The 20,354-nt window shown below is 66.6% G+C and carries 18 protein-coding genes; 8 read left to right on the forward strand and 10 right to left on the reverse strand.

Annotated features, from left to right (window positions below; genetic code table 11):
* Positions 1–35: 35 nt before the first annotated feature.
* From QOZ99_RS05360 to QOZ99_RS05375, 4 genes are all read left to right on the forward strand, one after another.
* Positions 36–359: a YMGG-like glycine zipper-containing protein gene (locus QOZ99_RS05360; protein ID WP_306888941.1), complete on the forward strand. Its 324-nt coding sequence runs from the start codon at positions 36–38 to the stop codon at positions 357–359.
* A 175-nt stretch (positions 360–534) separates the two neighbouring features.
* Entirely contained in the window at positions 535–852 is a 318-nt protein-coding gene (locus QOZ99_RS05365) for a YMGG-like glycine zipper-containing protein (protein WP_306888943.1), read from the forward strand.
* A 261-nt stretch (positions 853–1,113) separates the two neighbouring features.
* Positions 1,114–1,326, forward strand: a complete 213-nt coding sequence (locus QOZ99_RS05370; protein WP_183188421.1) for a cold-shock protein — start codon at positions 1,114–1,116, stop codon at positions 1,324–1,326.
* 245 nt (positions 1,327–1,571) lie between these two features.
* Complete coding sequence (locus tag QOZ99_RS05375; RefSeq protein WP_183188422.1) at positions 1,572–1,787, forward strand: cold-shock protein; 216 nt, start codon at positions 1,572–1,574, stop codon at positions 1,785–1,787.
* 181 nt (positions 1,788–1,968) lie between these two features.
* Here QOZ99_RS05375 and QOZ99_RS05380 read toward each other — a convergent pair whose 3' ends face one another.
* The 4 genes from QOZ99_RS05380 to QOZ99_RS05395 all read right to left on the reverse strand — a co-directional run bounded on the left by QOZ99_RS05380 (position 1,969) and on the right by QOZ99_RS05395 (position 10,349).
* Positions 1,969–4,881: an autotransporter outer membrane beta-barrel domain-containing protein gene (locus tag QOZ99_RS05380; protein WP_306888945.1), complete on the reverse strand. Its 2,913-nt coding sequence runs from the start codon at positions 4,879–4,881 to the stop codon at positions 1,969–1,971.
* Between the two features lie 233 nt (positions 4,882–5,114).
* Positions 5,115–5,666, reverse strand: a complete 552-nt coding sequence (locus tag QOZ99_RS05385) for a GNAT family N-acetyltransferase (protein WP_306888947.1) — start codon at positions 5,664–5,666, stop codon at positions 5,115–5,117.
* Positions 5,667–5,757: 91 nt separating this feature from the next.
* A complete protein-coding gene (locus QOZ99_RS05390; protein ID WP_306888948.1) occupies positions 5,758–5,964 on the reverse strand; it encodes a hypothetical protein in 207 nt (68 codons plus the stop codon).
* 659 nt (positions 5,965–6,623) lie between these two features.
* Positions 6,624–10,349, reverse strand: coding sequence for a vitamin B12-dependent ribonucleotide reductase (locus QOZ99_RS05395; RefSeq protein WP_306888950.1), 3,726 nt, complete (start codon positions 10,347–10,349; stop codon positions 6,624–6,626).
* A 612-nt stretch (positions 10,350–10,961) separates the two neighbouring features.
* Between QOZ99_RS05395 and QOZ99_RS05400 the strand changes: the two genes are divergently transcribed.
* From QOZ99_RS05400 to QOZ99_RS22300, 3 genes are all read left to right on the forward strand, one after another.
* On the forward strand, positions 10,962–12,158 hold the full coding sequence (locus tag QOZ99_RS05400) for an MFS transporter (RefSeq protein ID WP_306888951.1): 1,197 nt from the start codon (positions 10,962–10,964) through the stop codon (positions 12,156–12,158).
* Positions 12,159–12,206: 48 nt separating this feature from the next.
* Positions 12,207–12,662, forward strand: coding sequence for an NADH:ubiquinone oxidoreductase subunit NDUFA12 (locus tag QOZ99_RS05405; protein ID WP_183188428.1), 456 nt, complete (start codon positions 12,207–12,209; stop codon positions 12,660–12,662).
* Positions 12,663–12,807: 145 nt separating this feature from the next.
* Positions 12,808–13,455: a DUF2155 domain-containing protein gene (locus QOZ99_RS22300; RefSeq protein ID WP_370876794.1), complete on the forward strand. Its 648-nt coding sequence runs from the start codon at positions 12,808–12,810 to the stop codon at positions 13,453–13,455.
* Here the strand turns inward: QOZ99_RS22300 and aat are convergent.
* The 6 genes from aat to QOZ99_RS05440 all read right to left on the reverse strand — a co-directional run bounded on the left by aat (position 13,386) and on the right by QOZ99_RS05440 (position 18,972).
* The gene (gene aat, locus QOZ99_RS05415; protein ID WP_306888952.1) at positions 13,386–14,063 is read right to left on the reverse strand and encodes a leucyl/phenylalanyl-tRNA--protein transferase; all 678 of its coding nucleotides are present in this window, start codon (positions 14,061–14,063) and stop codon (positions 13,386–13,388) included. The genes QOZ99_RS22300 and aat overlap by 70 nt on opposite strands.
* Before the next feature lie 142 nt (positions 14,064–14,205).
* Positions 14,206–15,558, reverse strand: a complete 1,353-nt coding sequence (gene accC, locus QOZ99_RS05420) for an acetyl-CoA carboxylase biotin carboxylase subunit (RefSeq protein ID WP_306888954.1) — start codon at positions 15,556–15,558, stop codon at positions 14,206–14,208.
* Positions 15,559–15,568: 10 nt separating this feature from the next.
* Positions 15,569–16,039: an acetyl-CoA carboxylase biotin carboxyl carrier protein gene (accB, locus tag QOZ99_RS05425; RefSeq protein WP_370876799.1), complete on the reverse strand. Its 471-nt coding sequence runs from the start codon at positions 16,037–16,039 to the stop codon at positions 15,569–15,571.
* 33 nt (positions 16,040–16,072) lie between these two features.
* Positions 16,073–16,510 carry a type II 3-dehydroquinate dehydratase gene (aroQ, locus tag QOZ99_RS05430; protein WP_306888957.1) on the reverse strand — a complete coding sequence of 146 codons (438 nt, stop codon included), beginning with the start codon at positions 16,508–16,510 and terminating at the stop codon, positions 16,073–16,075.
* A gap of 168 nt (positions 16,511–16,678) precedes the next feature.
* On the reverse strand, positions 16,679–17,452 hold the full coding sequence (locus QOZ99_RS05435) for a DsbA family protein (RefSeq protein ID WP_306888958.1): 774 nt from the start codon (positions 17,450–17,452) through the stop codon (positions 16,679–16,681).
* 53 nt (positions 17,453–17,505) lie between these two features.
* The gene (locus tag QOZ99_RS05440; RefSeq protein WP_306888959.1) at positions 17,506–18,972 is read right to left on the reverse strand and encodes a M48 family metalloprotease; all 1,467 of its coding nucleotides are present in this window, start codon (positions 18,970–18,972) and stop codon (positions 17,506–17,508) included.
* A gap of 188 nt (positions 18,973–19,160) precedes the next feature.
* Here QOZ99_RS05440 and QOZ99_RS05445 point away from each other — a divergent pair, with 188 nt between their 5' ends.
* Positions 19,161–20,330, forward strand: coding sequence for a pyridoxal phosphate-dependent aminotransferase (locus QOZ99_RS05445; RefSeq protein WP_306888995.1), 1,170 nt, complete (start codon positions 19,161–19,163; stop codon positions 20,328–20,330).
* Positions 20,331–20,354: the final 24 nt, after the last annotated feature.

Here is a 20,354-nt window from a genome sequence, read left to right on the forward strand (position 1 = left end):
GCCCGCCCGCGCGGCGTATCACAGGGAATGCACGCATGATCCGCCTCCCGGCCGCCGCGACACTCGCGGCTACTCTCGCGACCTCCCTGGCCATCTGCGCGGCGCAGCCGGCACTGGCCGGCAACAAGGCGGTTACCGGCGCGATCATTGGTGGCGTGGCGGGCGCGGTGGTCGGTGGCGCCGTCACCGGCAATGCCACCGGCGCGGTGGTCGGCGGCGCGGTCGGTGCCGGCACGGGCGCCGCCATCGGCGCCAGCCAGAACCAGAAGAGCTCGAATTATTACTGGCGTGGCGGCACCTGTTACTATCGTCAGCCGAACGGTTACGTCGTCCCCACCAAGAACAGCCGCTGCCGCTGACGGCGTGCGCCTGGCCTCTGGCAAGCCGGCGCTTGCCTCGAGGGCGGCCGATGATGGCCGTGACGCATCGGTGACAAATCATCCTAGGACGGGACTATCTGCCTTATCGACAAGCGGGCGGCGGGGGCAGAGGATCGCTGTCCGTCTCGCCTGCGCACCCCCCGGGATTTCCGACATGCTTCGCCACGCCTGCGCCGCCGCCCTTCTGGCCCTTCTGGCGTTCTGGGTCGCGCATCCTGCCGCCGCGCAGAACAGCACGGCGCGCGGCGCCCTCATCGGCGGCGCGACGGGTGCCGTGGTCGGCGGCGCCGTGACCGGCACGGGCCGCGGTGCGCTGGTGGGTGGCGCCCTCGGCGCAGGCACCGGCGCGGCGATTGGCGCGAGCCGCAACCGCAACAGCCGCTCCTACCATTTCTGGCGCAACGGCAATTGCTACTACCGCCAGTCCAACGGCCGCGTGCTGCGCTCGAATCCGCGCCATTGCCGGCGCTGAGCCGGCCCGCCGTAGCCCCTCGCCGGGCTTTCCCGGCCCCGTGTGAGCGGGGCTCCGCACGCTCGAACTTTGCGGCGGGAATGCGGTGAAATGTGCCGTGCAAAAGCCACAATTTTGACCAAGCTGTGCGCAGCACGGATTTGACCGAACGACTGGCCGGTCCTTGATGGGGCGACCCGTTGCTTTCGCGAGAATTGGCTGCAAGCGGCGGTCCCCTGAGGGGTCGTTGACCGAAGATTCTGGCCTCTAAGGTTTCGTTCTATGGCTGATACCGGCACCGTTAAGTGGTTCAATGAGCAGAAGGGCTATGGATTCATCCAGCCCGATAACGGCGGGAAGGACGTTTTCGTCCATATCAGCGCCGTGCAGCGTTCGGGTCTTCAGGGCCTGCGTGAGGGCGAGAAGGTGTCCTTCGAACTCTCGACCGACCAGCGCTCGGGCAAGACCTCGGCGGTCAACCTGCGCCCGCTCTGAGTGAGGGCTGAGCCCGTCCTGCGGGCTGGAAACTCTGTCTGGAGCCAGTATATTGTCGCCATTCCCTTGCGGCATGGCGACGTTCCCCCTTGCTTGCGGAAGCCTTGCCATCGGACCTTGGCTGGCCTTCTTGAACGTGTCATCCGGCCAAGCCGGTGCACGATCAGCTTTCTACCCGATTTGACCCGGCAGTCAGGGGCGAGGTGCCTCTTGAATGCCTCACCTTCACACATGAGACCACCTTTATGGCGAAGCTGACCGGTACCGTTAAGTGGTTCAACGATCAGAAGGGCTACGGCTTCATTCAGCCGGATGGCTCGGGCAAGGACGTATTCGTCCATATCAGCGCCGTGCAGCGTTCGGGCCTGCAGGGCCTGCGCGATGGCGAAAAGGTGTCCTTCGAACTCGACACCGACCAGCGCTCGGGCAAGACCTCGGCGGTCAACCTGAGCGTCGGCTGATAAGCCTCCGGGTCGCACCAGGCGTCCCGCATGAAGCCGCCGCTCCCGCCGGAGCGGCGGTTTTTTTGTGCTGGAGAAGGGGCGGGCGCGGACCGGACCGGCCGTCACCCCGCCCCGTCGGGCCGTGCGCGACGCCGATGACGGGGCGTCGCGCGTCGTTGCCTGCGGCCCTGCGGAGGCCTCAGAACTTCACGATCAGGCTCACCTGAAAGGCGTTGACGGTCGTGTTGTCGGCGAACTGCCCGATATAGGCGGCGCCGATCCGCGTGGTGGCGTTCACCACCATGTCGAGCCCGGCTTCCACCAGCGCGGTGTTCTCCGCCAGCGGCAGGCCGGACACCGCGAAGGACGCCGCCGGCAGCGCCGAGAGCGCAAGCTGCGAGGTCGGCATGGTATCGCCGAAGGCATATTGCCACGCGATTGTCCCATGCGGCGCGAGCACCATGCCGTTCTCCAGCGTCATGGTGGTGGCAACCCGCAGGCCCAGCGTGCTGTAGCCGACATCCTCAGACGTCGAATCCACCGTGAGCCCGGCGGAAGAAGCGCCGGTCTCGGTGAAGTTGTCGGTATTCAGATGAACCCAGGCCAGGCCGGCATAGGGCTCCAGCGCCAGCGTGTTCCAGGTGAAGCCGTAGCCCACCTCGCCGAAGACCTGCGTCGTGCCGCCATTATAGTCGGCATCGGCGGTTTCCGCGAAGCCGGGGAAGGCGATGGTGCGGTCGGCGCTGATGTCGTTGAAGGCGTAGGTGGCGCCGAGGCGCAGCTTTACCTGCCCAAGGTTGGTGCCGGCATAAAGGCCGAGCAGCAGCGAATTGACGGTGCTGGAGGCGTTGAGGTCGTCGACGCTGGTGTCGGACTGGGAATAGCCCAGCGCCGCACCGACGCGCCAGCCGCCGACCGCCACGTCGGCGCCGGAGAGGATCCCGCCGATGGAGGAATCCGCCGCGGAGGTGTTGCTGGTACCATCATAGTTCGTCCAGCCGCCGAAACCCTCGGCCCAGAAGACCGGCCCCTCGGTGGTGGCGACGACCGGGGGTGCCGCCGGAGCCTTGGTGACATAGGCGAGCGCCCCGGAGGCGGTGGCCGGTGTGGCCCCGGTGCCGGGCTGCGCGGTCGTCGGCCCGCCAAAGGCAAGGGCTGCCGCCGGGCCTTCCTCTCCGGCATAGGCGTTCTGGCGCAGGCGTCCCAGCACCGATTGGCGGCTGTAATAGCCATCCGAGATCAGCACCGACTGCTGGCTGGCATAGGACTGGCCGGAGAGGGCATCCAGCGCGCCGGGGATCTGGCTCGCCGAGAGGTCGTAGAACGGCGCCAGCCCGGCCGGCAGCTGGCCAAGGGCGGCGCCCGGCGCGTTGTTGAGCGCGCTGTCGATGGCGACGCCGACCGAGGTCTGGTTGGCGGAGAGGCCGGGCAGGGCGGCGAGGGAGGATGCGACATTGAGCGCCACGTCATTTGTCGCGTAGCCGAGCGTCGCGCTGAAGAAGGACGGCAGCCCCTCGGTATCGAGGCTGGCGAAGCTGCCGGTGACGCCCTCGGTGGCGGTCACGACGGTGTAGCTCTTCAGCAGCGACGGGGTGTCGGTGAAGCTCGTCGCCAGCGTGCCGTTGAGCCGCGCGGCGCCGTCCACGGCCAGCAGGTCATGGCTCGCGCCGTCGATGCGCAGCGCCAGCGTGCCGGAAGCGGTCTGCGCGAACACACCGGCGATCTGCTGGGTTGTGCCGGCCCCGGCGGCGGTGATGCCGAGCCAGCCGCTATTCTCGAAGCGGCCCTGCGCGCGGGGCAGGAACGCCACCTGGCCGTCAATGATGCCGGTGTTCACCACCATGGTGCCTTCCGCGTCGGCGGCCGTGGTGATGGCATAGCTGCCCGGCGCGGCGGTGAGGGTGCCGACGTTCAGCAGCGTCCCGTCGAGCCCGCCGAGTTCCACGCCCGAGGCGCCGGCGCCCGTCACCGTGATGGCGCCGTTATTGGTGACGACGCCATAAGTGTCCGGATGGATGCCGACCGCGCCGGCTCCGCTGACGGTGATGGTGCCATCATTGACGATGTCGTCGCCGCTTATGCCGGCGATGCCCGTGGCGCCATTGGCGGAGACCGTCAGGTCGTTGATATTGCGGATGGGATCGTAGACGCCCGGCACGGCCACGAAATAGTTCAGCATCGTGCCGTTGGCGTCGAAGTAGAAGCCTACCGCATTGCCGGCATAGATCGAATCGATGGAGGTCGTGAGCGAGCCGGGAACGTCCAGCTCGGTCCATTCCGTCGAACCGTCGGGATTGATGTGCAGTATGGCGGCGTGCAGGCCGCCCTGCGCATCGATCCAGTCGGCGGCGAGGTTATAGGAGCCGTTGCGCCCGCCGCCGGCGATGCCCTGGAAATGGGTGGCGATGGCGTCGGGGTGGTCGTAGCTGGTGTAGGTATCGGTGGTTATGTCGTAAAGGAAACCGTGCTGGGCATTCGAACCGCCGGAGTCCGTGTAGCCGCCGATGACCTTGTCGCCATAGATGCCGTAAGCGGTGGTGACGACGGCGCCGGGGCCGCTCAGCTGCGTGTAGGTCTTGCTGACCATGTTGTAGAGGAAGGCGCCGCCTTCGCCCTCGGAAGTGTCGAAGCTACCGACGACATTATTGCCGAAGGTGCTGTGCGGGATGGTGTTGATGACCGTCAGGCCGGGTGCCGAGGGCATGAACAGATCGGTATATTGCTCGCCGGGCGCGGCGGCGGCGTCATAGATGTAGCCGGTGTCGCCGGAGGACGAGGTCAGCTTGTAGGAGCCGACCACCCGGAACACGCCGCCATCGGGCGAACCGAAGGTCGGGCCATAGGGCGAGGCGCTGAAGACACCGGGATAGTTGACCCCCGACGCCGTCGCGGTGGGAATGGCTTCCCATGTTTGCGTATCCGTGCGGTAGAGAATCCCGCCGGACGCGCCGTTTCCGTCCGGAATGAGGTAGTTGCCGACGATATTGGCGCCGCGAATACCCGTGAAATTCGCTTCAGCGAGAGGATAATTGAGATTGATATAGTCTAGGTTATTGTCGGCATGCGCGATCTGTGCGCCAACAGGAAGCAGAAGCCAGGCACAACTTGCCATCAGGTACCCGCGAAGGCGCCTTCTTGTAGATTTCATGATGTATCCCCCAGCCCATTGGGCAAGGGAAACTATAGAGAGCTTGGGTAGCGAGGTAAGCCGGTCGACGGGATGCGATCAAAAAAAGTCAGTAAGCTATGCTGACCTATGGCGGTCCGCCCATGGACCTGCCCGCCGACCTGCCTGTGCTTGCCCTCGCGGGCATCGTGATGGGCCGGGCCATGCGCCCGAGCGCGTCAGCGCGTGGGGGCGGCCTCTCCCGCGCCATCACGCAGGCGTTCCAGCAGCACCATCTCCCGCCCGCCATAGCTCGCTCCGGCGAAGCGCGTGAAGTCGAGCGTGCCGGCGATGTGTAGCGAGGCGGCGTGGCTCTCCTCGATCATCGCGGTGATGCGCCGTGTGGGGTGATGCGCATCCGCCCAGCCGAGCGCCGCGCCCATCGCCTCGCGCGCATAGCCCTTGCCATGCGCCGCGTCGGCGAACACCCAGCCCGCCTCCATCGTCCCCTCCAGCGAGGGGGAGAGGGCCCGGCGGAAATCATGAAACCCGACTTCCCCGATGAAGGCGCCGCCGGCGCGCTCCTCCACCGCGAAATGGCCGAAGCCGAGGAATTGCCAGAGGCCGGGATGGCGCAGGAACCGGTTCCACGCCACCTCGCGCGCGAAGGGCTGTCCGCCGATGAACCGCACCACCGCCGGCTCCGCCCACATGGCGGCATAAGCCTCGAAATCCTCGCGCCGGTGCGGGCGCAGGATGAGGCGGGGCGTGGTGAGGGTGGGGGGCGTCATGGCCGGGTTCCGTTCGTGTCGTCGCAAACGAAAACGGCCGGGGGTGAACCCGACCGTCCGCCGCCATCCGGGTCTGCTTACACTCAATAGATCACTTGTCCCAGTTCTCTGGAGACTTTCGTGTATCCCGCCCATCGGGCTCCTTCGCTACGCCTTTATACGGCCCATCGGATTGTTTCACTTGCATTACGCGACCAGTGTGTTCGTCACGCTTCTGCCAGAGACCGTCGGGGCGCTGAAACTGCGTTCTTGCGCTGACTGCTCCGCGCCGAAAGCCATCGCCGGTGTTCTTAGCCATCAGATGCTCCTATTCTCGCCATGAGAGGCGTGATGCTTGTTCAGGCTACTAAAGCTGGGCGTCGTTTGATCGCGCATAACCGTCCAGCTTCACTTTGCTCGCTTTAGTCGTCTAGTCACTCCAAGTGCCTGTTATTTCAGCCACTTTTACGATGTCCACAGGCATGGCCTTAGTGTTTCAGTTTGCGCAACTTCTTGGTGGACGACTCAAATGAGTGTGCTATGTATTCGCTACTAACAGATTCATATGCCTACGTGACGACGGTAAATGGGAACAAAATTAATGGCTCCATTTATTGTCTGAAAGTGCCCGCACCACCCATCATCTGTCCATACACTGGCGTTTTGATGCTGCGGTGAGTTAATGCTTTCGTTATCATTTTTTGGGATGATACGATTGTGTTTGGTGCGACCTTGTCCTAGGTGTTTTCGGTAGATATTTATATCAATTATATTCATGCTGTGTCCTTCCGACGGGGCTAGCGTGATAGCAGGGCGCTGCACCGGGCCAACGGTGCGGCGCCCTTTATTTTTACATCATTTCGGCGATAACCACGCCGTTTGTTTTTGTTTCGTATTTGTTCTCCCCACAATTCTCGCTGTTATCAGTTGAATACATAAGAGGCCCGCTCGTGTGAGCGGGCCTCTTTGCGCCGGTGTTTAAGAGCAGCCCGTCGTGCTTCCGCAGGTCTCGCATTTCAGGCAGGTGCCGTTGCGCACCATGGTGAAGTTCTGGCACTCGGGGCAGGATTCGCCCTCATAGCCCTTGGCGCGGGCGATGGCGCGGGCTTCCGCCTTGGTCGGACCCGCCGCGGCGGCGGCCGGGGTCGGGGCGGACCAGGGCAGGGCGCTGGTCTCGCCGAGCGCGGCGTCCTCGTCCTCCTGCGGCTCGGCCTTGAGCGCGGTGGCTCCCTGGATGCCCGCCCCTTGCATGCCGCCGCGCAGCGCGGTGACGTTGGAGCCGGTGGGCGCCACGGTCGTGCCGGCGGGCACCACCATCAGCCCGACCGAACGGCCGCGCGTCAGCCCCTTGGAGACCATGCGCGAGGCGGGGGTGGCGGTCGGCGCCTTGCCCTCTTCCACGCCCTTGCCCAGCGCGTCGAAATTCGACTCGCCCGGATCGACATGGCCGAGATCGTTGCGGCCGAGATAGGACACGGCGAGTTCGCGGAAGATGTAGTCGAGGATCGAGGTCGCGTATTTGATCGTGTCATTGCCCTGCACCGGGCCGGCGGGCTCGAAGCGGGTGAAGGTGAAGGCGTCGACATACTCCTCCAGCGGCACGCCATATTGCAGGCCCAGCGACACCGAAATGGCGAAGTTGTTGATGAAGGAGCGCAAAGCCGCGCCTTCCTTGTGCATGTCGATGAAGATCTCGCCGAGGCGGCCATCATCATATTCGCCGGTGCGCAGATAGACCTTGTGGCCGCCGACAACGGCCTTCTGGGTATAGCCCTTGCGGCGGTCGGGCATCTTCTCGCGGTCATGCACCGCGACGATGCGCTCGACGATCTTCTCCACCACCTTCTCGACGATCTGCGTGGTGCGGGCGGCGGCGGGCTTGTCCAGCAGCGCCTCGACCGCGTCCTCCTCGTCGTCCTCATCGGAGATGAGCTGGGAGTTCAGCGGCTGCGAGAGCTTGGAGCCGTCGCGGTACAGCGCGTTGGCCTTGAGCGCCAGCCGCCAGGAGAGCAGGTAGGCCTCCTTGCAATCCTCGACGGTGGCGTCGTTCGGCATGTTGATCGTCTTGGAGATCGCGCCCGACAGGAAGGGCTGCGCCGCCGCCATCATCAGGATGTGGCTCTTCACCGAGAGGTAGCGCTTGCCGATGCGCCCGCACGGATTGGCGCAGTCGAATACCGGGTAGTGTTCCAGCTTCAGGAAGGGGGCGCCCTCAAGGGTCATCGCGCCGCAGACGTGAACATTCGCCGCCTCGATGTCCTTTTTGGAGAAGCCGAGGAAGGACAGGAGATCGAAGGCCGGGTCGACGATCTTGTCGGCCGGCACGCCGAGCCGGGCCAGCGTCTCGTCGCCCAGCGTCCAGCGGTTGAACACGAACTTGATGTCGAACGCGGCCTTCACGCTGCCGTCGATCTTCGACAGCATGGCGTCGTCGAAGCCCCTGGCGCGCAGCGAGCCGTGATTGATCGCCGGGGCCTGGGTGATCGAGCCGTGGCCGACCGCATAGGCCTCGATCTCGGCAAGCTGGCTCTCGGAATAGCCGAGCGTGCGCAGCGCCTCCGGCACGGCGCGGTTGATGATCTTGAAATAGCCGCCGCCGGCCAGCTTCTTGAACTTCACCAGCGCGAAGTCGGGCTCGATGCCGGTCGTGTCGCAATCCATGACGAGGCCGATCGTGCCGGTGGGCGCGAGCAGCGTGGTCTGGGCGTTGCGATAGCCATGCGCCTCGCCAAGTTCCAGCGCGAGGTCCCAGGTGGCCTTGGCGCGGGCGACCAGAAGCGGCTCGGGCACCTTGGCGTGATCCAGCGGCACGGGGGCGGTCGACAGCCCCTCATAGCCGGCCCGCTCGCCATAGGCCGCGCGGCGGTGGTTGCGCATGACGCGCAGCATGTGCGCGGCATTGGGCTTGTATTCGGGGAAGGGGCCGAGCTGCGAGGCCATTTCCGCCGAGGTGGCATAGGCGACGCCGGTCATGATGGCGGTCAGCGCACCGCAATAGGCCCGGCCCTCCTCGGAATCATAGGGGATGCCCGAGGTCATCAGGAGGCCGCCGATATTGGCGTAGCCGAGGCCGAGCGTACGGTAGTCGTAGGAGAGCTTGGCGATTTCCTTGGAGGGGAACTGCGCCATCAGGATCGAGATTTCGAGTACCACGGTCCACAGGCGGCAGGCATGCTCATAGCTCTCGACATCGAACGTGCCGTCCGCGTTGCGGAACTGCAGCAGGTTCAGCGAGGCGAGGTTGCACGCCGTGTCGTCGAGGAACATGTATTCCGAGCACGGGTTGGAGGCGCGGATCGCGCCGCCGGCCGGGCTGGTGTGCCAGTCATTGATGGTGGTGTGGAACTGGATGCCGGGATCGGCGCAGGCCCAGGCGGCGTGGCCGATCTTTTCCCACAATTCGGCCGCCTTGAGCGTCTTCGTCACCTTGCCGGTGGTGCGCGAGGTCAGGTTCCAGTCGGCATCCGCCTCGACCGCGTTCAGGAACGCGTCGTCGACCCGCACGGAATTGTTCGAGTTCTGGCCCGAGACGGTGAGATAGGCCTCGGAATCCCAGTCCGTGTCGTAGACCGGGAAATCGATGTCGGTGTAGCCCTGACGGGCGAACTGCACCACACGCAGGATATAATTGTCCGGCACCAGCGCCTTCTTGGCGGCGCGGATCTCGCGCTTGAGGGCCGTGTTCTTCTCGGGATCGTAGCAGTCGTCGCCCTCCCCCTCGCAGTTCACGCAGGCCTTCATCACCGCCTTCATGTGCCGGGCGACGATCTTCGAGCCGGTGACGAGCGCGGCGACCTTCTGCTCTTCCTTCACCTTCCAGTCGACATAGGTCTCGATATCGGGATGATCGACATCGACCACCACCATCTTGGCGGCGCGGCGGGTGGTGCCGCCGGACTTGATGGCGCCGGCGGCGCGGTCGCCGATCTTGAGGAACGACATCAGGCCGGAGGAGCGGCCGCCGCCCGAGAGCTTCTCGCCCTCGCCGCGCAGCGCGGAGAAGTTGGAGCCGGTGCCCGAACCGTACTTGAACAGGCGCGCCTCGCGCACCCACAGGTCCATGATGCCGCCTTCATTCACCAGGTCGTCGCCGACCGACTGGATGAAGCAGGCATGCGGCTGGGGATGCTCGTAGGAGGTCTTGGAGCGGGTGAGCTTGCCGGTGGCGTAGTCCACGTAGAAATGGCCCTGGCTCGGGCCATCGATGCCATAGGCCCAGTGCAGGCCGGTATTGAACCATTGCGGGCTATTCGGCGCGGCCATCTGCATGGCGAGCATGTAGCGGTGCTCGTCGAAAAAGGCCTGCGCGTCGTCCTCGCCGTCAAAATAGCCGCCCTTCCAGCCCCAGTAGGTCCAGGTGCCGGCCAGGCGGTCGAACACCTGCCGCGCGTCGCTCTCGCCGATGAAGCGTTCCTTCTCCGGCAGGGAGGCGAGCGCCTTCTCGTCCGCCGCGCCGCGCCACAGGAAGGAGGGGACGGTTTCCTCCTCCATCCTTTTCAGCCGCGCGGGAACGCCCGCCTTGCGGAAATATTTCTGCGCGAGAATGTCGCTGGCGACCTGCGAGAAATGCTCGGGCACATCGATGCCCTCAAGGCGGAACACCACCGATCCGTCGGGATTGCGGATTTCGCTCGTCGCCTTGCGAAACGCGATATCCGCATAGGGAGAACGGCCGGCTTTGGTGTAACGGCGCTCGATGCGCATGATCTTCGTCCCCCACGGCACCCTGGCAAGAGGACGCCGGAAAATGGCAAAATTGCTCACGCCAGACGCAGCAAGGGCGTCAGCGAGCTTCAGGGTTAGCGTGTCGGAAAAGCCGGTTCGACCGGGTCCGTAAATGTGCCCTGAAACTGCCCCGATTCCGTCCGGCTGGCAAACCTCGTTTCCATCCGGTCGGCAATCCCTTGTGGATGACAGGTTCATGTCATCTATATGTAGTGTCGGCCTGAAAGATTGATAGGAGTTTAACGCCAACTTGATCGAACGGGGATGCCCTGTTCGCGAGAACGCGATTTCAGCTCTGGATCGCCTGAACAACGGGGATTTCACGCCGCACGCACTGGCCACGGGCGCACAGCTGTGCAGCGTCGACCAGAATCGGCTGAGACACCCCGAAATCATGGAATGGGCGCGCGTGAAGCGCAATGCGCAGCGCGCCGGCGCGCGCCGGTCGTTGCCGGTGCCGAAGCGCCGCCGGGCCCGGCAGACGGTCATTTCACCCTTGTGCGCGGCGCACGGCCTGCCCCTGCGGCATCTGGACAGGCGGGCCACCCGTGCGCACATGGCGGGGCAATTCCCTCCCGTGCGGTCCTTCTCATGCGCTCAGAGACCACGCCGGCGCCCCAGGCGGGTGCCTTCACCTTCGTCCTGCTCGCCCTGGCGGCGGGGCTGGGCGCGGCGAATCTCTATTACGCCCAGCCGCTGGTCGCGCTGATCGCGTCCGATATCGGGCTCGACGAGACGATGGCCAGTCTCGTCGTCACGGTCAGCCAGACCGGCTATATATTGGGGCTGCTGCTGCTCGTCCCGCTCGGTGATATCGTCGAGAACAGGCGGCTGATCGCGCTCATCCTGATCTGCGCGACGATCGGCCTCGGCCTCGCCTCGATCGCCCCGACGCCGGCGCTGTTTCTGCTGGCCGCGCTGATGTTCGGCATCGGCTCGGTGGTGGCGCAGATCGCCGTGCCCTTCGCCGCTCATCTCGCCCGTCCGGAGGAGCGCGGGCGCAAGGTCGGCAGCGTGGTGAGCGGCCTGATGACCGGCATCCTGCTGGCACGCCCGGTCGCCTCCATCGTGGCCCATTTTTTCGGCTGGCGGGCGGTGTTCGCACTCGCGGCCCTGATGATCCTGGTGCTGGCGGTCGGGCTGCGCCTCGCCTTGCCGGCCCGTCGACCGGCGACGACAGGCGGGGGCGGGGCCTATGGGGCGCTGGTCGCCTCGCTCTGGCCGCTGATGCGTTCCCAGCCCGTCCTGCGCCGGCGCGCGGCCTATCAGGCTGTGATGTTCGGCGTGTTCATCCTGTTCTGGACGGCGGTGCCGCTGCAATTGGCGGCGCCGGCCTTCGGCTTCGGGCAGGAGGGAATCGCCCTGTTCGCGCTGGCGGGGGCGGCCAGCGTCGTCGTCTCGCCGCTGGCCGGCTGGATCGCAGACAAGGGCTATTCGCGCGCGGCGACCGGCGGGGCGCTGCTGCTGGCGGGAATCGGGCTCCTTCTCACGCAGATCGGCGTGAGCGCGGGATCGGTGGTGGTGCTCGCCGCGGGCGCCATCGTGCTCGACTGCGCCGCGACCGCCAATCTCGTGTTCGGCCAGCGCGCCCTGTTCATGCTGGCCCCCGAGATCCGCTCGCGGCTCAACGCGCTCTACATCGCCACCTTCTTTTTCGGCGGCGTGCTGGGCTCCGCAGTGGCGAGCCCGCTCTACCAGCTGGGCGGCTGGAGCCATGTCACGATCGCCGGCGTGGCGGCGGTGCTGCTGGCGCTCGCCTACTATGCCAGCGAATTCCGCCGCGGCTAAAGCAGGCCGCCCGTATGCCCCGGCTGGACACCGGGCGGCGCGGGTGGCATGTTCCGGCCGAGCTCCAAGGCGCGCGCAGGGACGATTTCCGTGAAGTTTTCCGACGTCATCATCGAGACCTTCACCTGGTGGAACGGCCAGACGATGGGTACGCGTTTCCACACGTGGCGGTACGGCGAACTCGTCGGCCAGGACGAGTTCGGCAACAGGTATTATCGCACCAAGGGCGGCAAGATCGACCCGACGCTCGGCTTCCAGCGCCGCTGGGTGATCTTCAACGGCCCGGCCGAGGCGACCGCCATTCCGCCCGGCTGGCACGCGTGGATGCACCAGCGCTCGGACGTGCCGCCCTCGCAGGAGAGCTACACGCCGCGTGAGTGGCAGAAGCCCCACCGCCCCAACCCGACCGGTACGCCGGCTGCCTATCACCCGCCCGGCTCCACCATCGGCCTCGGCCATCGCCCCACCGTCACCGGCGACTACAAGGCCTGGACGCCGGAGTGAGAGCCGTTCAGGCACCGCCGGCGTGACGCCCTTGCCGCCGCCGGACGCCTCCACGGGCGGGCGTCCGCCCCGACATCGCCTCATTGCCCCGCATCTTGGCGTCGAACGCGCGCGGGTGCCGCAGCGCGGCAAGCGAGGTTCTTCCATGTTTCCCGGTTCGATGCGCACGTCGCTGCTTGCCCTCGCGGCCATCCTCGCGCTGAACGGCCCGCTGGCCGCCCAGCAGAGCTGGCAGGGCGGAGTCGAATCGCAGCCGCTGGATGCGCCGAGCGCCCCATCGGGCGGCCCCGTCGAGAACCCCGATTCGCCCGCCGGCGGGCCGGGCGTGCCGTCCATCATGGCGCCGCCCGAGGCTGGCGAGCCACGCCAGCCCGCCCCGGCCCAGCCGGATGTGCCGGGCCAGGCCACGGTCGGCCCGCAGGGCGATATCGAGGTGGTGCAGCCGCCGGCCGAGAAAGTGGTCAACAAGACGGCCGTATTCTCCGGCCTCGACAAGATCACCGGCCGCATCATCTCCTTCGACGTGTCGATCAACGAGACGGTGCAGTTCGGCGCGCTGCGCATCACCCCGCGCGCCTGCTACACCCGCCCGCCCAGCGAGACGCAGAACACTACCGGCTTCGTGGAAATCCAGGAGATCACGCTGGATGGCAAGGTGCAGCCGCTGTTCGGCGGCTGGATGTTCGCCTCCAGCCCCGGCCTGCACGGCGTCGAGCACCCGATCTATGACGTGTGGTTGACCGACTGCAAGCAGACCGCGCCGGTGATCGCCTCGCCCGCCGCCCAGCAGTAGAAATCGCCCTCGCCCTCGATCGCCTGGGCGAGCAGCGTGTGATAGTGGCGCCGCGATACCTCGATGGCCCCGAAGCTGCGCAGGTGATCGGTCACGAACTGGGTGTCGAGCAGCACGAATCCGCCCTGCCGCAGCCGTCCCACCAGATGCACCAGCGCCACCTTGGACGCATCGCGCACGCGGTGGAACATGCTTTCGCCGAAAAAGGCGCGCCCGAGCCGCACCCCATAGAGGCCGCCGACCAGCCGGCGGTCGTCCCAGGCTTCCACGGAGTGGCAATGGCCGCTGGCGTGCATGTCGCAATAGAGCTTGCGGATGCGCCGGTTGATCCAGGTGGAGCCGCGCCCTTCGGCGGGGGCGGCGCAGCCATCGATCACCGCCTCGAAATCATGATCGATGCGAATCTCGAAGCGGTCCGAGCGCACCGTGCGGGCGAGGCGGGACGAGATGTTGAAATCGTGGAGCGGAATGACGCCGCGCCGCTCCGGCTCGATCCAGTAGAGCCCGGGATCGTCCGCGCTTTCCGCCATGGGAAAAATGCCGCAGGCATAGGCCTTCAGCAGGACCTCGGGCGTGATTTCAACCTGATGCTCGCGGGGCAGTGACATGACGCCAGAATGGCTGACATGTCGGGCGCTGTGAAGGCGTCGCGGCCGTGATGCGGCACCCAAATGCGCGGAAGGCGCCCGAGGAGGGCGCCTTCCTGAAATCGACCTCCGCCGTGGCCACCGCGGGGCGATGGCCCATGCATCAATTGCCGGGTTCGCCCTCGGCAAGGAACTGTTCGAGCCAGTGGATGTCATAGGCGCCGCGCCGAATGTCGCCATTGCGCACCAGTTCGCGGAACAGCGGCAGCGTGGTCTCGATGCCTTCCACCACGAACTCGTCCAGCGCCCGGCTCAACCGTGCCAGGCACTCGTCGCGGGTGGCGGCGGTGACGATGAGCTTGCCGATCATGCTGTCGTAGTAGGGCGGGATCGTATAGCCCTGATAGACCGCTGAATCGATGCGCACGCCAAGGCCGCCGGGCACATGCCAGTAGCCGATCTTGCCCGGCGAGGGGCGGAAGGTGCGCGGATGCTCGGCATTCACCCGGCACTCGATGGCATGGCCGGTCAGCACCACGTCGTCCTGGGTGAAGCTCAGCGTTTCGCCGGCGGCGACGCGGATCTGCTCGCGGATCAGGTCGAAGCCGGTGATCGCCTCCGTCACCGGATGTTCCACCTGGATGCGGGTGTTCATCTCGATGAAGTAGAACTCGCCATTCTCGTACAGGAACTCGATGGTTCCCGCGCCGAGATATTTCATGTCGCGCATGGCCTTCGCGACGGTTTCGCCGATCTGCGCCCGCTGCTCGGGCGTGATGACCGGGGAGGGGGCTTCTTCCAGAACCTTCTGGTGGCGACGCTGCAGCGAGCAGTCGCGCTCGCCCAGATGCACCGCGTTGCCCTTGCCGTCGCCGAAGACCTGGATTTCGATATGGCGCGGCGTGCCGAGATATTTCTCGATATAGACCGCGTCGTCACCGAAATTGGCCCGGGCCTCCGAACGCGCGGTGGAGAGCGCGGAGGACAGTTCCTCCGGCGAGCGCGCCACCTTCATGCCGCGACCGCCACCGCCGGCAGCGGCCTTGATCAGCACGGGGAAGCCGATTTCCTCGGAAACGCGGGCGGCCTCCTCGTCGGTCGAGACCCCGCCGGCGGAGCCCGGAACGCAGGGAATGCCCAGCCGCTTGGCGGTCTTCTTCGCCTCGATCTTGTCGCCCATGACGCGGATATGCTCGGGCTTGGGCCCGATGAACGCGACGCCATGATCGATGAGGATCTCGGCGAAGCGGGCATTCTCGGAGAGAAAGCCGTAGCCGGGATGCACCGCTTCCGCGCCGGTGATCTCGCAGGCGGCGAGCAGCGCGGGAATGTTGAGATAGCTGTCCTTGGCGGGCGGGGGGCCGATGCACACGCTCTCGTCGGCGAGCTTCACATGCATGGCGTCGGCGTCGGCGGTGGAGTGAACCGCGACGGTCGCGATACCGAGTTCCTTGCAGGCGCGCAGCACCCGCAAGGCGATCTCGCCGCGATTGGCGATCAGGATCTTGCCGAACATTAGACGCCTCTCACTCGATGATCACGAGCGGCTCGCCATATTCGACCGGCTGCGCGTTTTCCACGAGGATACGGGTGATGGTGCCCGCGCGCGGCGCGGGAATGGCGTTCATGGTCTTCATCGCCTCGACGATGAGGAGAGTCTGGCCCTCCTTCACCACCGTGCCGACCTCGATAAAGGCGCGCGCACCGGGCTCCGGCGAGAGATAGGCGGTGCCGACCATGGGCGAGGGAACCACGCCGGGATGCTTCGCCGGGTCCACGCTCGCCGCCGGAGCGGCAACCGCCGCCGGGGCTGCTGCGGGGGCCGGAGCCGCCACAGCCGGCGCGGGCGCCGTGGCATAGACGGTCGGCGCCGCGCGAACCACGCGGATGCGCAGGTCCTCGTGCTGGACCTCGATTTCGGTCAGGTCGCTTTCGGACAGCAGATTGGCGATCTCACGCACGAGCGCGGGGTCGATATTCGGCTTGCTGGTCTTCATCATTGTCCTGTGACGGTCGCTTGCCCGCCCCCCTCAGCTGTTGCGGCTCGCGGCAAGCGCGTCGATTGCGAGCCGGTAGCCGTCGATCCCCAGGCCACAGATGACACCGCGCGCGACCGGCGAGATGTACGAATGATGGCGGAAGGGTTCTCGCGCGAAAACGTTGGAAAGATGCACCTCGACGACATGGAGGCCGACGGCCTTGATCGCATCGCCAAGGGCAACGGAAGTGTGCGTGTAGGCCGCCGCATTCAGCACCACGCCGAGCGAGCCGCGCGCCTGCTGAAGCAGCGTGACGAGTTCGCCTTCATGGTTGGTCTGGCGGAAGACGAGATCGAGCCCGTGCCGCTCGCAGCTGGCGCGGCAGGCGGCTTCCAGGTCGGCGAGAGTCGTGCGGCCGTACACCTCCGGCTCGCGCGTGCCGAGCAGGTTCAGGTTCGGTCCGTTCAGGACATGCACCGTGTCGGGCATTGCGCCTCGGGAACTCTCGCGACAACCGGCCCGAGCAAGGACCGCCGCGGGGTTATAGGCAAGGACGTGACGCGCGCCAAGCCCTTGCCTTTGCCGCAGGTCACTTAACCCCAGCCGTCACGCGATTTCGCGTGCCCGGCATCCGATTCGGCTCGCTGCCGGCGGCGCTCAGCACTGGGCCTTGCCGCAGTTGCGCACGGAATCGAGCGCCTTGCGGATCTGGTCGTGGCCGACCGCGCCGACGATGACCGTGTCGCCGACCACGTAGCTCGGCGTTCCGTCAATGCCGAGCGCATCCGCCAGCTTCAGGCTTTCCTGCAGCGTGGCGTTGATTTCCGGGTCGGTGAGCTTCTTCTCGATGGCGGCGGTGTCGATGCCGAGATCGCCGGCGACGGCCAGCGCCTTGGCCTTGTTGGCCTGGCCGCGATCGCCCAGCAGCTTCTGGTGGAAGGCATAGTACTTCTCCGGCGCGACGAGGCGCACGGCCACCGCCACCTGAGCCGCTTCCACCGAGCCCGGGCCAAGCACCGGGAATTCCTTCAGCACGACCCGCAGCTTGGGGTCGTTCTGCACCAGCTTCTGCATGTCGGCCAGCGCGTGCTTGCAGTAGCCGCAATTGTAATCGAAGAACTCGACCAGCGTGATGTCGCCCTTCGGGTTGCCGATGGTGACGGCATGGGCGGAATCGAAGATCTGCGGCTTCAGCCCGGCGAGCGCCTGCTGGCGCTGGCCGGCCTCGACGGCGGCCTGGCGCTTCTGCAATTCGCCGATCGCCTCCTGGATGACTTCCGGGTTCTTGAGCAGGTAGTCGCGGATGACGGTCTCGAATTCCTTGCGCTGCGCGTCGTCCAGCGCGGCGGCCGGAGCGATGCCGATGCCGAGGGCGAGCGCGGCGGCGAGCACGCCGCGGCCAAGTCGGCTTATGAGGGTCAGCGGCGGCATGGTGATCTCCGGATCGATCGAAAAGGATGTGAGAGGGCTGTAGCGCGTCTGGTTCAGGGTGTCGACGAGCGGCGGACCAGCTGCTGCGGCGGCTTGTAGTTCAAGATGTCGTCGGCCTTCAGCCAGCCGGGCGAGCCGAGCGGGAACTTGCCCTTGGCGCGGGTCGCCAGTTCGCGGGCCAGACGGAAATCGCCGTTCAGGAATGCCGACTGCGCCGAGGCGAGATCGGCATTGGGCAGGTCGCCGCGCTGGCCGTAGGCCATGGCGAGATAGCGCCAGCCGAGCGGAGAGGCGGGCTCGCGCTGCAGGCCGAAATTCAGCTCGCGCACCGCCTCGTCCATCGTCGCCTTGTCGTTGCTGGCCACCAGCGCCTGGCCAAGCAGCATGCGGATCAGCGGGTTGCCGTCGGACAGGCTCACCGCCTTGCGCAGCGGCGCCACCGCCTCGCGGGCGCGCCCGGCTTCCAGCAGGGCCTGGCCCTTGATCTCGTGAAAATAGGGATTGGCCGGCTGCTCGGCGATCAGCGCGTCGATCTGCCGGAGCGCATCGGGGATGCTGCCGAAGCGATAGGCCGAGATTGCCCGCGCATAGCGGGCGGGAAGCGAGGTGTTGGAGGCGGGATAGACCCGGTTCACCGAATCCGGAGATTGCGTGAAGCCCACCAGCTTGGCACGCATCATGTCGTGCCGCGCCTGCAGCGCCGGCGCATCCTTCGCGGTGAAATAGGGGCTCTTCTGCGCGATATCCTCCAGCGCCGCGACGCGCTCGCGCGCCAGCGGATGGCTGAGCACGTAGGGGTCGATACGCTGGCTGATGAACATCTGGTCGTTCTGCAGCCGCTCCATCGTGGTGAGGAGGCCCTTGGCCGACTGCCGGGTGGCGTTCAGATAGGTGACGGCCGAGCGGTCGGCTGCCTGTTCCTGGCTGCGCTGGTAGGAGAGCAGCGTGCGGCGGGCGACCTCCTGCGGCAGCAGCACCGCGCCGGCGGCGGCATTGCCGACGCTCGCCCCCGAACTGGCACCGGCGGCGGCGGCGCCGACCCCGAGCAGCATGGCGACGATGGCCGCGGTCTGCGCGGTCTCCAGCTGCTGGCGCATGCGCGAGAGATGCCCGCCGGCGATGTGGCCGGTCTCGTGCGCCAGCACGCCGATCACCTCGCCCGGCGTGGTGGACTGCTTGAGCGTGCCGGTATTGATGAAGATGCGCTTGCCGTCGGCGACGAAGGCGTTGAACGAATCATCGCCGATGATGACGATCTGGATGTTCTGCTGCTGCAGCCCGGCCGCCTTGAAGATGGGGCGCGTGTAATCGCGCAGCAGCGATTCCACCTCGGCGTCGCGAATGATGGTCGGCTGGCGCTGCTGCGCCGCCACCGGCCCGGCGGGCAGGGCGGTGGCAAGGCAGGCGAGGGCGCCCGTCGCGCGGCCGATGAGCCTTCGCAGCCGCGCGGGAAGCGGGCGGCTGGAGCGGAACGCGCTTCGCCGAAGCGAGGGGTTGTCACGGCGGGCCAGAAGCATCATCCATCGGCTGCATGCGATTGCGGGGAACTGACGCTGCCGTGGCGGCAGCGTCAAGCCTTGCGGTCATCATCTTCGATTGAACACGGGCCGAGACCAGCCGGAGATTGCGGCGCGGATGCGGCGGTCCCGCAAGGTTGAGCAACATGACGTCCGCCATTACGCCAAACGACCTTCCCTCGGCAGCCGCAATGGCGGAGATTCTCGCGCGCGCCTCGCGCCGCAGCGAGATCGCTCCCTTCATCGTGATGGACGTGATGGAGCGCGCCGCGCGGATCGAGGCGGCGGGTGGGCACGTCATCCACATGGAGGTAGGCCAGCCGGCTGCCCCCGCGCCCCACAGCGCGCGCGCGGCGGCGCGGCGCGCGCTGGACCACGGGCGGATCGGCTACACCACCGCGCTCGGCCTTCCCACGCTGCGCGCCCGTATCGCCCGCCATTATGGGGAGACTTACGGCGTCGATATCGATCCGGCGCGGGTGGTGGCGACGACGGGCTCCTCCGCCGGGTTTCTGCTCGCCTTCCTCGCGCTGTTCGAGCCGGGCGACCGGGTGGCGATCGCCAATCCGGGCTATCCGCCCTATCGCCATATCCTCACCGCGCTCGGCTGCGAGCCGGTGCTGATCGAGACCGATGCCGCCTCGCGCTGGGTGATCACGCCCGAGGCGCTGGCGCAGGCCCATGCCACGGCACCGCTCAAGGGCGTGCTGGTGGCGAGCCCCGCCAATCCGACCGGCACGATGATGCGTCCGGAGGCACTGGCCGAACTCATCGCCACCGCCGAGGGGCTCGGTATCCGCTTCATCTCCGACGAAATCTATCACGGGCTGGACTATGCCTTCCCCGCCGCCACGGCGGCCGCCATCAGCCCCCATGCCACGGTGATTCACTCCTTCTCGAAATATTTCTGCATGACCGGCTGGCGGGTCGGCTGGATGGTGATGCCGCAGCCGCTGGTGCGCGCGGTGGAGCGCCTGCAGCAGAACCTCATGATCTCCGTGCCGACGCTCTCGCAGGTCGCGGCCGAGGCGGCATTTGACGGCGCGGCGGAGATGGAGGCGGTGAAGCATGGCTACGAGGCCAACCGGCTGATCCTCACCGGCGGCCTGCCCGAGGCCGGCCTGCCGGAATTCCTGCCGGTCGACGGCGCGTTCTACCTCTATGCCGACGTGTCCCGGTTCACCGACGATTCCGCCGCCCTGGCCCGCCGCCTGCTGGATGAGGCGCATGTGGCGACGACGCCCGGCGTCGATTTCGACCCGCATCGCGGCCATCACTATCTGCGCCTGTCCTATGCCGGGGCCGCCGAGGAGATGCGCGAGGCGGTGGCGCGGATCGGCGACTTCCTGCGCCGTGGCTGAGGGCCCAAATGCAGAACGCCCCGC

The sequence above is a fragment of the Ancylobacter amanitiformis genome (assembly GCF_030814815.1).
GTDB lineage: Bacteria > Pseudomonadota > Alphaproteobacteria > Rhizobiales > Xanthobacteraceae > Ancylobacter > Ancylobacter amanitiformis.

Bases quoted from the DNA above. Each gene is read 5' to 3' on its own strand.
- QOZ99_RS05390 (WP_306888948.1), bottom strand. From the start codon at position 5,964: ATGGCTAAGAACACCGGCGATGGCTTTCGGCGCGGAGCAGTCAGCGCA.
- aat (WP_306888952.1), bottom strand. From the start codon at position 14,063: ATGTCACTGCCCCGCGAGCATCAGGTTGAAATCACGCCCGAGGTCCTG.
- QOZ99_RS05380 (WP_306888945.1), bottom strand. From the start codon at position 4,881: ATGGCAAGTTGTGCCTGGCTTCTGCTTCCTGTTGGCGCACAGATCGCG.
- accB (WP_370876799.1), bottom strand. From the start codon at position 16,039: ATGAAGACCAGCAAGCCGAATATCGACCCCGCGCTCGTGCGTGAGATC.
- QOZ99_RS05445 (WP_306888995.1), top strand. From the start codon at position 19,161: ATGGCGGAGATTCTCGCGCGCGCCTCGCGCCGCAGCGAGATCGCTCCC.
- QOZ99_RS05405 (WP_183188428.1), top strand. From the start codon at position 12,207: ATGTTCCGGCCGAGCTCCAAGGCGCGCGCAGGGACGATTTCCGTGAAG.
- QOZ99_RS05440 (WP_306888959.1), bottom strand. From the start codon at position 18,972: ATGATGCTTCTGGCCCGCCGTGACAACCCCTCGCTTCGGCGAAGCGCG.
- QOZ99_RS05375 (WP_183188422.1), top strand. From the start codon at position 1,572: ATGGCGAAGCTGACCGGTACCGTTAAGTGGTTCAACGATCAGAAGGGC.
- QOZ99_RS22300 (WP_370876794.1), top strand. From the start codon at position 12,808: ATGTTTCCCGGTTCGATGCGCACGTCGCTGCTTGCCCTCGCGGCCATC.
- QOZ99_RS05360 (WP_306888941.1), top strand. From the start codon at position 36: ATGATCCGCCTCCCGGCCGCCGCGACACTCGCGGCTACTCTCGCGACC.
- accC (WP_306888954.1), bottom strand. From the start codon at position 15,558: ATGTTCGGCAAGATCCTGATCGCCAATCGCGGCGAGATCGCCTTGCGG.
- aroQ (WP_306888957.1), bottom strand. From the start codon at position 16,510: ATGCCCGACACGGTGCATGTCCTGAACGGACCGAACCTGAACCTGCTC.
- QOZ99_RS05385 (WP_306888947.1), bottom strand. From the start codon at position 5,666: ATGACGCCCCCCACCCTCACCACGCCCCGCCTCATCCTGCGCCCGCAC.
- QOZ99_RS05365 (WP_306888943.1), top strand. From the start codon at position 535: ATGCTTCGCCACGCCTGCGCCGCCGCCCTTCTGGCCCTTCTGGCGTTC.
- QOZ99_RS05395 (WP_306888950.1), bottom strand. From the start codon at position 10,349: ATGCGCATCGAGCGCCGTTACACCAAAGCCGGCCGTTCTCCCTATGCG.
- QOZ99_RS05370 (WP_183188421.1), top strand. From the start codon at position 1,114: ATGGCTGATACCGGCACCGTTAAGTGGTTCAATGAGCAGAAGGGCTAT.
- QOZ99_RS05400 (WP_306888951.1), top strand. From the start codon at position 10,962: ATGCGCTCAGAGACCACGCCGGCGCCCCAGGCGGGTGCCTTCACCTTC.
- QOZ99_RS05435 (WP_306888958.1), bottom strand. From the start codon at position 17,452: ATGCCGCCGCTGACCCTCATAAGCCGACTTGGCCGCGGCGTGCTCGCC.